The organism is Hydrogenophaga sp. OTU3427 (assembly GCF_038440225.1).
In the GTDB taxonomy this organism is placed as follows: Bacteria; Pseudomonadota; Gammaproteobacteria; order Burkholderiales; family Burkholderiaceae_C; genus Hydrogenophaga.
In genome coordinates this window covers 177,853-191,412 of sequence record NZ_JASATI010000004.1, presented here as the reverse complement: position 1 = coordinate 191,412, position 13,560 = coordinate 177,853, and the positions used below count along the sequence as shown (strand labels likewise).

The following is a 13,560-nucleotide window of genomic DNA, read 5'->3' as shown; positions in this document are numbered from 1 at the left end:
CCCCCCCCCCCCCCCCCCCCCCCCCCCCCGCCGGCGGCGGCCCGGCGCCCCCCCCCCCCCACGGCGGCACCCCGCACACACCACCCCCACGCACCCCCGATCACGGCGCCCCCCCGGGCGGCGACGGCGACTGGGGCGCCCTGCCCCCCGAGCCCCAGGGCATGGCGCGACCGGGCCACACGGGGGGCTGGTCCCCAAAAAAAGCATGAGCCACCCCGACGGCCGCGCGCCCCTGGCGCCCGGCGGCCGGCGGTGGCCCCCCCAGCCACGGGCCCTGCCGCAGCGCCCGCCGCCGCCCACGCAGGCGCGCACCGGCCGCGCCGCCGCCGGCATCGACTGGCTGCCCACCCTGGCCGCCCGGGGCGCCGGGCGCCTGCAGCACGAACACCTGCGCTGGCGGGCCCGGCCGCAGCAGGAGGCGCGGCTGCACCTGATCGCGCTCGACGTCTCGGGCTCGATGCTGCGGCAGGGCCGGCTGGCCGGGGCCAAGGCCTTCGCCGCCCGGCTGATCGACGAGGCCACCCGGGCCGGCGACCAGGTGGCGCTGCTGGTCTTTGGCGGCCAGGGCGTGCAATTGCTGCTGGCGCCGGGGCCGGCGCGGCGGGCCGCCATCGGCCGCGTGCGCCCGCTGGGCAGCGGCGGCGGCACGCCCCTGGCCGCCTGCCTGGAACAGGCCCAGCAGCTGCTGCTGGCGCACCGGCGCCGCAGCGGCCCCGGGCCGCGCCAGCTGTGGCTGCTGAGCGATGGCCGCAGCCTGGAGCAGGCCCACGCGCCCGCCGCCGCCGACCACATCGTGGTGGTGGACTTCGACGACCCGCAACACCCCATTGGCCGCTGCGCCGACTGGGCCCGGCGCTGGGGCGCCGAGCTGCGCCAGCCGGCCCTGCCCCGGGCCCCTTTTCCCCCCATCCCATGACCGAACTCATCATCTGCACCACCTGCCGCCCCGCCGGCCACCCCCGCGAGCAGCGCGCCGCCGGCGAGCTGCTGTTCGAGGCCGTGCTGGCCGAACAGGCCCTGGGCTACGAACCCGGCTGGGCGGCGGTGCGCGTGCGCGGCGTGGCCTGCACGGCCGGCTGCGGGCGCGCCTGCACCGTGGCCTTCCAGGCGCCCGGCAAGCACAGCTACCAGTTCGGCGACCTGGCGCCCGCGCCCGACACGGCCCGGCAACTGCTGGACTGCGCGGTGCTGCACCACCACGCGCCCGACGGCCAGCTGGAGCGCAACGCCCGCCCGCCGCTGCTGCGCAAGGGCATCCTGTGCCGCCTGCCGGCGCCCCTGCCCCAGGCCTGAGCCCGCCATGAACCCCTGGGATTGGCCCGCCCCCGGCACCACCGTGCCCGCCGCCGCGGTGCTGTTCGCGCTGGCGCTGGACCGCGCCTTCGGCGAGCCGCCGGCGCGCTGGCACCCGGTGGTCGGCATGGGGCACTACCTGGGCCGGGTCGGGCGGCGGGTGTCGCGCGCGGCCGGTGAGCCGCCACGGCCCTGGGCCGAGTTCGGGCGCGGCGCGCTGGGCTGGTGCGTGGGCGCCGCCGTGGTGGCGGCCCTGGCGCTGGCCGCCGCGGCCGCGATGGCCGGCCTGCGCCCGCCGTGGCAGGCCCTGCTGCTGGGCCTGCTGCTCAAGCCCCTGCTGGCCTGGCGCCTGCTGCGCGAGGAGGTGGGCGCGGTGGACGCGGCCCTGGCCGAATCGCTGGACGCCGGCCGCGCGCGCCTGGCCTGGCTGGTCAGCCGCGACGTGGCCACGCTGAGCGAGGCCCAGGTGCGCGAGAGCGCCATCGAATCGCTGGCCGAGAACCTCAACGACTCGGTGGTGGCGCCGCTGTTCTGGTTCGCGCTGGCCGGCCTGCCGGGCGCCGCGCTCTACCGCTTCGCCAACACCGCCGACGCGATGTGGGGCTACCTGGGCGAACGCCAGGGCCGCGACTGGACCTGGGCCGGCAAGTGGGCGGCGCGCGCCGACGACGTGCTGTCCTGGGTGCCGGCGCGCCTGACCGCCCTGCTGCTGGGGCCGTGGGGGCCATGGCGGCGGCTGCGGCACCTGCCCAGGGAGGCGCGCCGCACCCCCTCGCCCAACAGCGGCTGGCCCATGGCCGCCATGGCGCTGGGCCTGGGCCTGCGCCTGGGCAAGCCCGGCGTCTACACCTTGAACGCCGGCGGCCGCGCGCCCGAACGCGCCGACACCGGCCGCGCCATCGCCCGCGCCACGCGCGCGCTGCACACGCTGTGCGCGGGGGCGCTGCTGTGGCTCGCGTGGGGGCTGTGGCCATGAGCCGCGCCCACGGCGGCCCCGACGCGGCCGGTGTGCCGCGCTGGGACTTTTCCACCAACAGCAACGCCTGCGGCCCCTGCCCCCAGGCCTGGCGGGCGGTGCAGGCGTCCGATGCCAGCCGCTACCCCGATCCCGGCTACACCGAACTACGCGCCGCTCTGGCGCGCCTGCACGGCGTGGCCGAAGAGCGCCTGGTGCTGGGCACGGGCAGCAGCGAACTCATCGCCCGCCTCACGGCCTGGGTGGCGCGCGGTGGCGGGCGCCGGGTGTGGCTGCCCACGCCGGCCTACGGCGACTACGCCCACGCGGCCACCCAGTGGCGCCTGACCCGCGTGGCCACGCCCGCCGAGGCCGACCTGGCCTGGTGCTGCGCGCCCAGCAGCCCGCGCGGCGTGGCCGAGCCCACGCCCTGGGCCAGCCTGTGCCAGGCCCGCGTGCTGGCGCTCGACCGCGCCTACGAGCCCTTGCGCCTGAGCGGCTCGCCGCCCTCGCCCGCGCAGTGCGACCAGGCCTGGCAGCTCTGGTCGCCCAACAAGGCGCTGGGCCTGACGGGCGTGCGCGGCGCCTACGCCATCGCGCCGCCCGGCGCCACGGCGGTGGCGGCCGAACTGGCCGACATGGCCGCCTCCTGGCCGCTGGGAGCCCACGCCGTGGCCTTGCTGCTGGCCTGGACCCGCGCCGACACCCAGGACTGGCTGCACGGCAGCCGCGCCCAGCTGCGCGCCTGGAAGGCCGGGCAGACCGCCCTGCTGCAATCGCTGGGCTGGACCTGCCTGCCCAGCGACACACCCTACTTCTGCGCCCGCCCGCCCCGGCCCCTGGACGGCAACGCCCTGCGCCGCCAGGGCATCAAGCTGCGGCCCACCGACAACCTGGGACTGGGCGGCCACTGGCGGCTCAGCGTCCAGCCTCCCGCCGCGCAAGCGGCCCTTCACCAAGCACTCGACCCACAGCCATGAACCTCGCCCAACAACTCCAGTCCCGCCTGGACAACAAGACCAAACCCCTGGGCTCGCTGGGCCGGCTCGAAGCCCTGGCCCTGCAGCTGGGCCTGATCCTAGGCACCGAATCGCCGGCGCTGCAGGCGCCGCAGCTGGTGGTGTTCGCGGGCGACCACGGCCTGGCGGCGCGCGGCGTGTCGGCCTACCCGAGCGACGTCACCTGGCAGATGGTGGAGAACTTCCTGGCCGGCGGCGCGGCGGTGAGCGTGCTGGCGCGCCAGCACGGCATCGCGCTCACCGTGGTGGACTGCGGCGTGCGCCACGACTTCGCGCCCCGCGCCGGCCTACTGTCGCGCAAGGTCGCGCCCGGCACCGCCGACGCGCTGGACGGCCCGGCCATGAGCGCGGCCCAGTGCGAGGCCGCGCTGGCCAACGGCCGCGACGTGGTGCGGGGCCTGCCCGGCAACGTGCTGCTGCTGGGCGAGATGGGCATAGGCAACACCTCGGCCGCCTCGCTGCTGCTGGCCCGCCTGGCCGGGCTGGGCATCGCCCGCGTGACCGGCGCCGGCACCGGGCTGGACACGGCCGGCGTGGCGCGCAAGACCGCCATCCTGCAACAGGTGCTGGCCCGCCACCCGCAGGCCCTGACGGCGTTGCAGGCGCTGGCCGCCTTCGGGGGTTTCGAGATCGCGACCATGGTGGGCGCGGTGTTGCAGGCGGCGCGCGAGCGCCGCGTGATCGTGGTCGACGGCTTCATCGCCAGCGCGACGGTGCTGGTGGCCAGCCAGCTGGACGGGCAGGTGCTGCCCTGCTGCGTGTTCGCCCACCGCTCGGGCGAGCCGGGCCATGCGCTGATGCTGGCCCACCTGCGGGCCGAGCCGCTGCTGGACCTGGGCCTGCGGCTCGGCGAGGGCTCGGGCGCGGCGCTGGCCTGGCCGCTGCTGGTGTCGGCCTGCGCCATCCTGCGCGAGATGGCCAGCTTCGAATCCGCCGGCGTGGACCGCAGCGCCACCGACACCGCGGCGCCATGACACAGGCGCTGCGGCACTTCCTGCTGGCCCTGCAGTTCTTCACCCGCATCCCGGTGACGGGGCGGCTGGCGCGCTGGGTGGGTTTCAGCCCCGCCATGCTGCGCGCCAGCGCGGTGCACTTTCCCGGGGTGGGCTGGGTGGTGGGGGGCTTGAGCGCGGCGGTGTTCCTGCTGCTGTCGTGGGCCCTGCCGCCGCTGCCCGCCAGCCCCTGGGTGGCGGCCGCGCTGAGCACTGTCTTCAGCGTGCTGCTGACCGGCGCCTTCCACGAGGACGGCCTGGCCGACCTCGCCGACGGCCTGGGCGGCAGCCTGGAGCGCGAGCGGGCGCTGGACATCATGAAGGACTCGCGCATCGGCAGCTACGGCGCGCTGGCCCTGGTGCTGGCGCTGCTGGCCAAGGTCGCGCTGCTGGCGCTGCTGGCGCAGCACAGCCCGGCGCTGGCGGGCGCGGCGCTGTTCGGGGCCCACGTCAGCGCGCGCCTGCTGCCGCTGTGGCTGGTCCACACCCTGCCCCACGTGGGCGACACGGCGCGCTCCAAGTCCAAGCCGCTGGCCGATGCGCTGGACCGGGCGGGCCTGGCGCGGGCCTGCCTGTGGTGGCTGCCGGCGATGGCGGGGCTGGCCTGGTGGCAACCGGCCGCGCCCTGGTGGCAGGCGCTGCTGGGCGCGCTGCTGGGCCTGGCCTGGATGGCACGCCTGCTGCGGCGGCGGCTGCAGGGTTTCACCGGCGACGGCCTGGGCGCCACGCAGCAGGTGTGCGAACTCGGTTTCTACCTGGGCCTGGCGCTGGGCCTGCCCACATGAAACTCTGGCTGCTGCGCCACGCGCAGGTGCTGGCCGCCCCCGGCCTGTGCTACGGCGCCAGCGACCTGCCAGCCCACGCCGGCCACACCGACGCCGCCGCGCGCGCCGCCGCCCTGTGTGTGCCGGCCGGCCTGCCGCTGTGGGTCTCGGGCCTGGGCCGGGCGCGGCAGCTGGCCGACCGGCTGCACGCGCTGCGGCCGGACCTCGGCCCGCCCCGCACCGACGTCCGACTCAACGAGATGGACTTCGGCCGCTGGGAAGGCCAGGCCTGGCAAGCCATCCCGCGCGCGGCCTTCGACGACTGGCTGGCCGACTTCGCCCACCACCGCTTCGGCGGCGCGGAGAGCACGCAGCAGGTGATCGCGCGCGTGGCCGCCGCCCTGGCCGACCAGCGCGCCGCCTTCGGCCCCGGCGGCGAGGCGGTCTGGGTCACCCACGCCGGTGTGATCCGCGCGGTGGCCTACCTGGCGCGGCACGGCCCGGCGCCCATCGCCCACGCCGGCCAGTGGCCCGAAGAGGCGCCGGCGCCCGGCGGCCTGGTCTGCGTGAGCGTGGAGGGCTGAACTCAGCCGCCCCGCAGCTCCGCCACCTGCCGGCGCAGGGCGGCGTTCTCGGCGCTCAGCTCGGCCACCCGCTGCCGCAGGGCCTGGACCTCGTCCACCTCGGCCGTGGGCGCCGCGGGTGTGTCCCGGCCGTCTTCCTTCGGCTTGCGCCTGGCCTCGCGGGCGCGCTTGGCCGCCTGTTTGAGTTCGTCCTTGCCGGCCAATGCGGCGGCCTTCTGCTCTTCCTCGGGCAGGCCGGCCACCGCCGCCGCCGCGTTGAGGGAAATGGCGCCCGCCTTCACCGCCGCCACCACCTCGGGCGCGGCCTGCTTCTGGATCTTCTCGATCATCACCACCTGGCTGCTGCTCAGCCGCGCGGCCTTGGCGATGTCCTCGCGGCTCTTGAGCGGCCGGGTCTCCATCGCTTCGGGCTGGGCCTGGGCCGGCGGCGGCTCGTCGGAGAGATCGGATGGCGCGCCCACGGGCAGGGCCTCGATCACGCGGCGGCGCCGCTCGGACACGATCTCGCGCTTGCGCAGGGCCAGCACGCCGCGCTGGAAATCCGACACGCTGCGCCGGCCCAGGTGCTGGTCGATCATCCACAGGTGCACGTCCTCCAGGGACTGGAAACGCGGGTTCTGCACGGTCTGGAACGGCAGGCCATGGCGCTGGCAGATGCCGTAGCGGTTGTGCCCGTCGACGAGCAGGTCGCCCCACAGGACCAGCGCGTCGCGGCAGCCTTCGGCGAGCAGGCTGCGCTCCAGGGCGTCGTGTTCCTCGGGTGTCAACGGATCGATGTAGGCCTGGAGTTCTTCGCTGACGGTGATGTTCATGGAATGGGGCTGCGCGCGGGCAAAAAGGGCAGCATTCTAGTGCCGCCCCTGAGTGGCCCGCCGCGGCTCAGCCCGTGCCCTCGGGTTTGATCTGCGCCCGCTCGATCACCGGCTTCCAGCGCGCCTGCTCGGCCTTGATGAAGGCGTCGAACTCCTTGCCGGTGCTGCCCACCGCCAGCGCGGTTTCCTGCGCCAGCTTGTCCTTGACCACGCTGCCGCGCGCGGCCTTGATCGCCTCGGCCTCGAGCTTGTCGAGGTGGGCCGCCGGCCACTTGCGCGGCGCCATCAGCCCGTACCACTGGGTCATCTCGAAGCCCTTGAAACCCTGCTCGGCCACCGTGGGCACGTCGGGCAGCTGCGGCAGGCGCTGGGCGGTGCCGGTGGCGATGCAGCGCAGCTTGCCGGCCTTGATGAAGGCCAGCAGCGCCGGCGCGCCCACCGAGGCGGCCTGCAGGCGGCCCGACATCAGGTCGGTCAGCATGGGGCCGGTGCCGCGGTAGGGCACGTGCACGATGAAGGTCTCGCTCACCATCTTGAGGTACTCGAAGGCCAGGTGGCCGGCACTGCCGTTGCCGGCCGAGCCGTAGTTGAGCTGGCCCGGCTTGCTTTTGGCGTAGGCGATGAATTCCTTGAGGTTCTTCACCGGCAGGTCGGGGTGCACGACGTAGAGGCTGGGCACCTTGGACAGCAGGGTGATGGGAGCGAAGTCGCGGTTGGCGTCGTAGGGCAGCTTGGGAAAGATGTAGGGGTTCACCGCCAGCGTGCCGATGTGGCCCAGCACCAGGGTGTGTTCGTCGTTGCTGTTGGCCACTTCCTGCATGGCGATGTTGCCGGCCGCGCCAGGCTTGTTGTCGACGAACACGTTCTGGCCGATGGTCTTGGCCATCTCGCCGGCCACGGCGCGGGCCACGATCTCCGAGCTGCCGCCGGGCGCGAAGGGCACCACCAGGCGCAGCGGCTTGCTGGGCCAGCCGGCCTGGGCGCGCGCCTGGGGCAGCCACAGGGCGGCGGTGGAGGTGGCGCCGGCCAGGAGCAGCTGGCGTCGGCTGAGGGTCGTGGGGTGCATGGCTTGTCTCCGTTGTGTTGAAGGCCGACATCTTGCCCGCGCCAACCTATCAATTGCCTTTCAACAGCTAGGGCCTGTTCACACTGTTTTCCCGGGTGCGAATGGGGTGAAAACAGCGCCAATCGAGGCGCGCGACGACGGCCAGACTGAGCGTCTGGCCTAGGAGCGCAACAACGAGTGGCCCTGTTTCCACCCCATTCCCTTCGGGTTGCGGCCAAAAAGGCCATGCGCCGCGTTGCGAAGCCTTGCCGGGGGGATGCCCCGGCGGCGTTTCGCGCCTTGCGCATGGCCTTTTTGACTCGCAACGCACCTCGGGAAAACAGTGTGAACAGGCCCTGGTCCACCATAATGGCCCGCATGCACATCCTGTTGGCTGAAGACGAACCCGCGCTGGGCGAGTGGCTGAGCAAGGCCCTGGAGCAAGGTGGCCACCGGGTCGACTGGCGCGACGATGGCCGCCTGGTCGAGCAGGCGCTGGCCAGCGCCGACCACGACGTGCTGGTGCTGGACCTGGGCCTGCCGGGGCGCAGCGGCACCGAGGTGCTGCGCCGGCTGCGCGAGCAGGACCACCGGCTGCCGGTGCTGGTGCTGACCGCGCGCGACTCGCTGAGCGACCGCGTCAACACGCTCAACCTGGGGGCCGACGACTTCCTGCCCAAGCCCTTCGAGCTGGCCGAGCTGGAAGCCCGCCTGACCGCCCTGGTGCGGCGCGCGCGCGGCAGCGAGCACCCCCGCCTGGCCTGCGGTCCGCTGGTGTTCGACGCCGTGACGCGGCAGTTCTCGCTCGGCCACGACACCCTGTCCCTGTCGCCGCGCGAACACGCCATGCTCAAGGCCCTGATCCAGCGCAGCGGCGAGCCGATGTCGCGCCAGCAGGTGATGGAGCGCATCTTCAGCGACGACGAGGACGTGTTGTCGAGCGCCATCGACGTGCTGCTGCACCGCCTGCGCAAACGCCTGGAGCACAGCGGCGTGCGCATCCACACCTACAGGGGCCTGGGCTATGTCCTGGAGTCGGATCCGCCAGGCCAGCCTTAAGCTCCGGCTGCTGGTGCTGCTGCTGCCGGTGATGGCCCTGGTCACCGCCACCAGCCTGTGGCTGACCCGCACCGATGCCGCCGCCGCCGCCAACGCCGCCTACGACCGCTCCCTGCTGGGCGCCATCAAGGCGCTGGACAACAACGTTTCCACCGCCTCGGGCGGGCTGGCGGTCGAACTGCCCTACCGCCTGTTCGAGTTCTTCCAGCTCACGGCCACCGGCAGCGTCTACTTCCGGGTCGCCACGGCCGACGGCCTGGTCGAGATCGGCCACCCCGACCTGCCCCTGCCCGCCGTGCCCCTGAAGCCCGGCCAGCCGGTGTTCTACGACGCCGTCTACTTCGGCGAGACCGTGCGCGTGGGCACCGTCATGCGGGCGCTGGAACACCGGCTGGACCAGACCGACGAGGCGCAGCTGGTGATACAGGTGGCGGAAAGCACGGCGTCGCGCGAGCAGTTCACCGCCAGCTTCCTGCGCCGCACGGCGCTGCGCGACGCCGTCTTCCTGGCGGTGATGGGCCTGGCCGTGGTCCTGGGGCTGTGGATGGCGCTGCGGCCGCTCACGCGCCTGGCCGCGCAGACCCGCGCGCGCGACGCGCAGGATGTCCGGCCGCTGCCCAGCGCCGACCTGCCCAGCGACGTCCGCCCGCTGGTCGACGCGGTCAACCAGCAGCTGGCGCGCAGCGAACAGCTGATGGCCCAGCGGCGCGGTTTTGTCGACGACGCCTCGCACCAGCTGCGCACGCCATTGACCCTGTTGCGGGCGCAGCTCGACTACGTCCTGCGCGAGACCGACACGCCCCGGCGCGAGGCGGCCCTGCGCGCGCTGTCGGACGCCCTGGGCCAGGCCATACGCGCCACCAACCAGCTGCTGACCCTGGCCCGCAGCGACACCATGGCGGTCCACCGGGAGCGCTTCGACCTCGGCGACCTTGCCCGCCAGGTGGCGCTGGAGCTGCTGCCGCTGGCGCGCGAACGTGGCGTCGATTTTGGCCTGGAGGTCCCCGACCCGGCCGTGGCCGGCGAAGGCGACCCCGCCCTGCTCCGGCAGGCCCTGCTCAACCTCGCACACAACGCCATCCAGCACGGCCGCGCGCAGGGCGTGGTCACGCTCAAGGCCTCGGCCGATGCCACGGGCCACCGGCTGGAGGTGCTGGACGATGGCGAAGGCCTGGAGCCGGCCCTGCGCCAGCACATCGGCGAGCGTTTCGCCAAGGGGCGGCACAGCACCGGCTCGGGCCTGGGCATGGCCATCGCGCGCTCGGTGATCGAAAGCCACGGCGGCCGGCTCGAGGTGCAGGCCGCGCCGGGCGGCGTGGGCTTGTGCGTGACCTTGTGGTGGCCACGATGAAGCGCGGCTGGCCCCTGTTGCTGCTGCTCGTGGGCTGCTGCCGCGTGGGCGCGGCCGCCGGCCTGGACGGCGCGCGCTGCGTGGCGCCGGCCAAGCCCGGTGGAGGCTTCGACCTGACCTGTCAGCTCACGCGCGACCTGCTGCAGCGCGCCGGGCAGACGCGGCAGCCGCTGGGCATCGTCTACCAGCCCGGCGGCATTGGCGCCCTGGCCTTCAAGGCCACGGTGGCGCAGCGCCCGCCCGACGGGCGCACGGTCACGGCCTTTTCGTCCGGCTCGCTGCTGAACCTGGCCCAGGGGCGTTTTGGCCCCTACCAGCCACAGGACGTGCGCTGGCTGGCGGTGCTGGGCATGGACCACGGCGTGGTGGCCGTGCGGCGCGACGCCCCCTACAAGACCCTGGCCCAGCTGCTGGACGCCCTGCGCACCCAGCCCGGCACGGTGGTGTTCGGCGCGGGGGGCTCGATCGGCAGCCAGGACTGGATGAAAACCGCCCTGCTGGCGCGCGCCGCGGGCCTGAGCCACAAGGCCATGCGTTTTGTCGCCTTCGAGGGCGGCGGCGAGGCGCTCACCGCGCTGACCGGCGACCACGTGCAGGTGGTCGCGGGCGATGCGGCCGAGGTGGGGCGCCACCTGGAACAGGGCGCAGCGATCCGGGTGCTCGCGGTGTTGTCCCGCGAGCGGCTCACGGGGCGCTGGGCCAACGTGCCGACCGCCAGGGAACAGGGCATCGACCTCCAGTGGCCCATCGTGCGCGGCCTCTACATGGGGCCGGGGGTGTCCGAGCGCGAGCTGCGCGACTGGACCGATGCCCTGGGCAAGGCCATGGAGCGGCCCTTGGCGGCGCGCGAGTGGAACGCGGTGGGCATGGAGCGCGCCTGGATCACCGGCCCCGAACTGGACCGCCTGGTCCAGGCCCAGGTGGCGCAGTACAAGGCCCTGGCGGCGGAGTTTGGCCTGGTCCGTCCCTGACGGCGACCAAAAAACTCATACGTGATATTGCGTCACACATCTGAATAATTACTTGATTACCTGCCGGTCGGCAGGTATTCTTTGTCCACAGGGTCGACAGAGCCCACACGGACCCACCCCACCCCAGGAGACACCATGGAATACAAGACCTTGCTGCTCAATGTCGAGCAGCGCATCGCCACCGTCACCCTCAACCGCCCCCCGGTCAACGCCCAGAACGCCGAACTGCGCGCCGAGATCACCGCCGTGTTCGACGAACTGTCGGATCGCGACGACGTGGCGGTGGTGGTGCTGACCGGTTCCGGCAAGGTGTTCTCGGCCGGCGCCGACATCCGCGAGCGCCCCAACCTGGGCGACACCCCCGGCGCCTACGGCCGCCACAACCGCCTGGTGCGCGAGAGCTACTACGCGGTGGTGGAGTGCAGCAAGCCGGTGATCGCCGCCATCAACGGCCCGGCCATGGGCGCGGGTTTTGGCCTGGTGATGGCGGCCGACATCTGGGTCGCCGCCGAGGAAGCCTATGTGTCCATGCCCGAGATCAACGTCGGCCTGGCCGGCGGCGTGACCTTCCTGCAAAAGGTCTTTGGCCGATCGCGCGCGCGCCGCATGTTCTACACCGGCATGAAGGTCACGGCCCAGGAGCTGTACCGCCTGGGCCTGGTCGAGGCCTGCCTGCCCGCGGGCGAACTGATGCCCTACGCGATGGACATCGCCCGCGAGATGGCGGGCAAGAGCCCGATCGCGCTGCGCCTGGCCAAGGAAGCCGCGCGCATGACCGAACTCATGCCCTCGCGCGACGCCTACCGCTACGAGCAGGGCAACACCGTGGCCCTGTCCAAGACCGAGGACTCGCGCGAAGCGCAACGCGCCTTCCTGGAGAAACGCGAGCCGGTGTACGTGGGCCGCTGAGCGCGGGGACTTTGATATAACGCCAGCACAAGCGGCGGACACCGACCACACCGGCGCAAGGACCCACAGGCGAGACAAGCATGGCCACCACAGCAGCGATCAAGAAAGCCACCCGGGGCGGCGGCACCGGCGTCCGTGTCGACGACCGGCAAGGGCAGTTGCTGGAGATCGCCTGCCGCCTGTTCGCCCGCCAAGGCTACAAGGGCACCTCGCTGCGCGACATCGCCGAGGAGGCCCAGATCACCAAGGCCGCGCTGTACTACCACTTCCCCAACAAGGAAGCGCTGTACCAGCAGATCGTGCTCGAATCGACCAAGGCCCTGGTCGAGGCGGTGCGCGAGGCGGTGGCCCAGGCCCAGACGCCGGTGGAGAAGGTTCGCGCCTTCATGCTGACCTCGGCCGAGGTCTTCGAGCGCACCCGCGACGCCTGGGTGGCCGGCTCCAACGCCTTCTGGGACGAGGGCGGCTCGGGCCCGCGTTCGGTCGCCGTCAGCCAGCGAGACGAGTACGAAAAACTGCTGCGCAGCTGCATCGCCGAGGGCATACGCAGCGGCGACTTCCGTCCGGTGGAGCCGGCCATTGCCGGGCGCCTGCTGCTGTCCACCATCAACCAGCTGAGCCGCTGGCATTCGCCCAAGGGACCGCTGTCGCCGCGCCAGGTGATCGAGCAGTACCTGGACGTGGTGCTGAGCGGCCTGCGCACGCCCACCCCCGCCCGCTGAGCCACAGGGCTGCCGATGGACCCCGTTTTTGATGTGCGATTTTACTTACCTGTCGGAAAGTAATTTGCACATCCCACCCTGAAGGAGACACACATGCAACCCACAAACCGCCGCCACCTGTTGTTGGCCACCCTGGCGCTGGGCATGGGCAGCGCCGCCCTGGCGCAGACGCCACCGGCCTTTCCCACCAAGCCGGTGACCCTGATCGTGCCCTATGCGGCCGGTGGCCTGACCGACATCCTGGCGCGCGTCGTGGCGCCGGTGTTGGCCGAAAAGTGGGGCCAGAACGTGCTGGTGGACAACCGGGCCGGCGGCGGCACCGTCATCGGCACGGGCGCGGCCGCGCGCGCGCCGGGCGACGGCCACACCCTGCTGATGACAGCCTTCGGCTACACCGGCAACCAGCTGATGGTGAAAAACCTGCCCTACGACCCCAAGGCGCTGACGCCCCTGGCCATGGTGGCCGAGTCGCCCAGCATCCTGTACGTGTCGGCGCGCCTGCCGGTCAACAGCGTGGCCGAGCTGATCGCCTACGGCAAGGCCAACCCGGGCAAGCTGAGCTTCGCCTCCTCGGGCAACGCCTCCAGCCCCCACATCGCGGCCGAGATGTTCGCCGGCCAGGCCGGCCTGCAGATCGTGCACGTGCCCTACCGTGGCAACGGCCCGGCCATCAACGACCTCGTCGGCGGCCAGGTCGACGCGCTGTTCGACTCGCCGGCCACCATGCAGCACGTGGCCACCGGCAAGCTCAAGGCCCTGGGCATCGGCAGCCAGACACCCAACGCGCGCGCCCCCGGCGTGGTGCCCATCAGCCAGCAAGGCATCCCGGCGCTGGCCACGTTCTCGGCCGGTGGCTGGTTCGGCATGTTCGTGCCCACCGCCACGCCGCAGGCGCTGCAGCTCAAGCTGCAGGCCGACGTGCGCGCCGTGCTCGAAACCCGCGAGGTGCGCGAAGGTCTGGGCAAGGCCGGGGTGGACCCGCGTGTCATGACCCAGCCCGAATTCGCCGCCTACCTCCAGCACGACCTGGCGTACTGGGGTCCGATCATCCGCGAACGCAACATCCGCATCGACTGAAGCCCAC

At 73.2% G+C, this 13,560-nt stretch carries 15 protein-coding genes; 13 read left to right on the top strand and 2 right to left on the bottom strand.

The window, feature by feature from the left end:
• Positions 1–205: 205 nt before the first annotated feature.
• The 7 genes from AAHB17_RS04285 to AAHB17_RS04255 are packed head-to-tail and all read left to right on the top strand — an operon-like array spanning position 206 to position 5,607.
• Positions 206–916: a vWA domain-containing protein gene (locus tag AAHB17_RS04285; RefSeq protein WP_342129258.1), complete on the top strand. Its 711-nt coding sequence runs from the start codon at positions 206–208 to the stop codon at positions 914–916.
• Positions 913–1,293: a DUF1636 domain-containing protein gene (locus tag AAHB17_RS04280; RefSeq protein WP_342129257.1), complete on the top strand. Its 381-nt coding sequence runs from the start codon at positions 913–915 to the stop codon at positions 1,291–1,293. The genes AAHB17_RS04285 and AAHB17_RS04280 overlap by 4 nt, the downstream gene beginning before the upstream one ends.
• Before the next feature lie 7 nt (positions 1,294–1,300).
• Positions 1,301–2,269, top strand: a complete 969-nt coding sequence (gene cbiB / locus AAHB17_RS04275) for an adenosylcobinamide-phosphate synthase CbiB (RefSeq protein ID WP_342129256.1) — start codon at positions 1,301–1,303, stop codon at positions 2,267–2,269.
• Entirely contained in the window at positions 2,266–3,228 is a 963-nt protein-coding gene (locus AAHB17_RS04270) for an aminotransferase class I/II-fold pyridoxal phosphate-dependent enzyme (protein WP_342129255.1), read from the top strand. The genes cbiB and AAHB17_RS04270 overlap by 4 nt, the downstream gene beginning before the upstream one ends.
• Entirely contained in the window at positions 3,225–4,241 is a 1,017-nt protein-coding gene (gene cobT / locus AAHB17_RS04265) for a nicotinate-nucleotide--dimethylbenzimidazole phosphoribosyltransferase (protein WP_342129254.1), read from the top strand. The genes AAHB17_RS04270 and cobT overlap by 4 nt, the downstream gene beginning before the upstream one ends.
• On the top strand, positions 4,238–5,044 hold the full coding sequence (locus AAHB17_RS04260) for an adenosylcobinamide-GDP ribazoletransferase (RefSeq protein WP_342129253.1): 807 nt from the start codon (positions 4,238–4,240) through the stop codon (positions 5,042–5,044). Before cobT ends, AAHB17_RS04260 begins: the two co-directional genes overlap by 4 nt.
• Positions 5,041–5,607, top strand: coding sequence for a histidine phosphatase family protein (locus tag AAHB17_RS04255; protein WP_342129252.1), 567 nt, complete (start codon positions 5,041–5,043; stop codon positions 5,605–5,607). The genes AAHB17_RS04260 and AAHB17_RS04255 overlap by 4 nt, the downstream gene beginning before the upstream one ends.
• 2 nt (positions 5,608–5,609) lie before the next feature.
• Here the strand turns inward: AAHB17_RS04255 and AAHB17_RS04250 are convergent, their stop codons facing one another.
• A complete protein-coding gene (locus AAHB17_RS04250) occupies positions 5,610–6,419 on the bottom strand; it encodes a plasmid replication/partition related protein (protein WP_342129251.1) in 810 nt (269 codons plus the stop codon).
• A 67-nt stretch (positions 6,420–6,486) separates the two neighbouring features.
• Positions 6,487–7,485, bottom strand: a complete 999-nt coding sequence (locus tag AAHB17_RS04245) for a Bug family tripartite tricarboxylate transporter substrate binding protein (RefSeq protein ID WP_342129250.1) — start codon at positions 7,483–7,485, stop codon at positions 6,487–6,489.
• A 357-nt stretch (positions 7,486–7,842) separates the two neighbouring features.
• Between AAHB17_RS04245 and AAHB17_RS04240 the strand changes: the two genes are divergently transcribed.
• From AAHB17_RS04240 to AAHB17_RS04215, 6 genes are all read left to right on the top strand, one after another.
• Positions 7,843–8,523 carry a response regulator gene (locus AAHB17_RS04240; RefSeq protein WP_342129249.1) on the top strand — a complete coding sequence of 227 codons (681 nt, stop codon included), beginning with the start codon at positions 7,843–7,845 and terminating at the stop codon, positions 8,521–8,523.
• A complete protein-coding gene (locus AAHB17_RS04235; protein ID WP_342129248.1) occupies positions 8,489–9,874 on the top strand; it encodes a sensor histidine kinase in 1,386 nt (461 codons plus the stop codon). The genes AAHB17_RS04240 and AAHB17_RS04235 overlap by 35 nt, the downstream gene beginning before the upstream one ends.
• Entirely contained in the window at positions 9,871–10,845 is a 975-nt protein-coding gene (locus AAHB17_RS04230) for a tripartite tricarboxylate transporter substrate binding protein (protein WP_342129247.1), read from the top strand. Before AAHB17_RS04235 ends, AAHB17_RS04230 begins: the two co-directional genes overlap by 4 nt.
• Positions 10,846–10,980: 135 nt before the next feature.
• Positions 10,981–11,754, top strand: coding sequence for an enoyl-CoA hydratase/isomerase family protein (locus tag AAHB17_RS04225; protein WP_342129246.1), 774 nt, complete (start codon positions 10,981–10,983; stop codon positions 11,752–11,754).
• A gap of 80 nt (positions 11,755–11,834) precedes the next feature.
• Positions 11,835–12,476, top strand: a complete 642-nt coding sequence (locus tag AAHB17_RS04220; protein ID WP_342129245.1) for a TetR/AcrR family transcriptional regulator — start codon at positions 11,835–11,837, stop codon at positions 12,474–12,476.
• A gap of 93 nt (positions 12,477–12,569) precedes the next feature.
• Complete coding sequence (locus AAHB17_RS04215; protein ID WP_342129244.1) at positions 12,570–13,553, top strand: Bug family tripartite tricarboxylate transporter substrate binding protein; 984 nt, start codon at positions 12,570–12,572, stop codon at positions 13,551–13,553.
• The last annotated feature ends 7 nt before the right edge of the window (positions 13,554–13,560 follow it).

Coding starts and splice junctions, on each gene's coding strand:
- AAHB17_RS04285 (WP_342129258.1), top strand. CDS start 206: ATGAGCCACCCCGACGGCCGCGCGCCCCTGGCGCCCGGCGGCCGGCGG.
- AAHB17_RS04280 (WP_342129257.1), top strand. CDS start 913: ATGACCGAACTCATCATCTGCACCACCTGCCGCCCCGCCGGCCACCCC.
- cbiB (WP_342129256.1), top strand. CDS start 1,301: ATGAACCCCTGGGATTGGCCCGCCCCCGGCACCACCGTGCCCGCCGCC.
- AAHB17_RS04270 (WP_342129255.1), top strand. CDS start 2,266: ATGAGCCGCGCCCACGGCGGCCCCGACGCGGCCGGTGTGCCGCGCTGG.
- cobT (WP_342129254.1), top strand. CDS start 3,225: ATGAACCTCGCCCAACAACTCCAGTCCCGCCTGGACAACAAGACCAAA.
- AAHB17_RS04260 (WP_342129253.1), top strand. CDS start 4,238: ATGACACAGGCGCTGCGGCACTTCCTGCTGGCCCTGCAGTTCTTCACC.
- AAHB17_RS04255 (WP_342129252.1), top strand. CDS start 5,041: ATGAAACTCTGGCTGCTGCGCCACGCGCAGGTGCTGGCCGCCCCCGGC.
- AAHB17_RS04250 (WP_342129251.1), bottom strand. CDS start 6,419: ATGAACATCACCGTCAGCGAAGAACTCCAGGCCTACATCGATCCGTTG.
- AAHB17_RS04245 (WP_342129250.1), bottom strand. CDS start 7,485: ATGCACCCCACGACCCTCAGCCGACGCCAGCTGCTCCTGGCCGGCGCC.
- AAHB17_RS04240 (WP_342129249.1), top strand. CDS start 7,843: ATGCACATCCTGTTGGCTGAAGACGAACCCGCGCTGGGCGAGTGGCTG.
- AAHB17_RS04235 (WP_342129248.1), top strand. CDS start 8,489: ATGTCCTGGAGTCGGATCCGCCAGGCCAGCCTTAAGCTCCGGCTGCTG.
- AAHB17_RS04230 (WP_342129247.1), top strand. CDS start 9,871: ATGAAGCGCGGCTGGCCCCTGTTGCTGCTGCTCGTGGGCTGCTGCCGC.
- AAHB17_RS04225 (WP_342129246.1), top strand. CDS start 10,981: ATGGAATACAAGACCTTGCTGCTCAATGTCGAGCAGCGCATCGCCACC.
- AAHB17_RS04220 (WP_342129245.1), top strand. CDS start 11,835: ATGGCCACCACAGCAGCGATCAAGAAAGCCACCCGGGGCGGCGGCACC.
- AAHB17_RS04215 (WP_342129244.1), top strand. CDS start 12,570: ATGCAACCCACAAACCGCCGCCACCTGTTGTTGGCCACCCTGGCGCTG.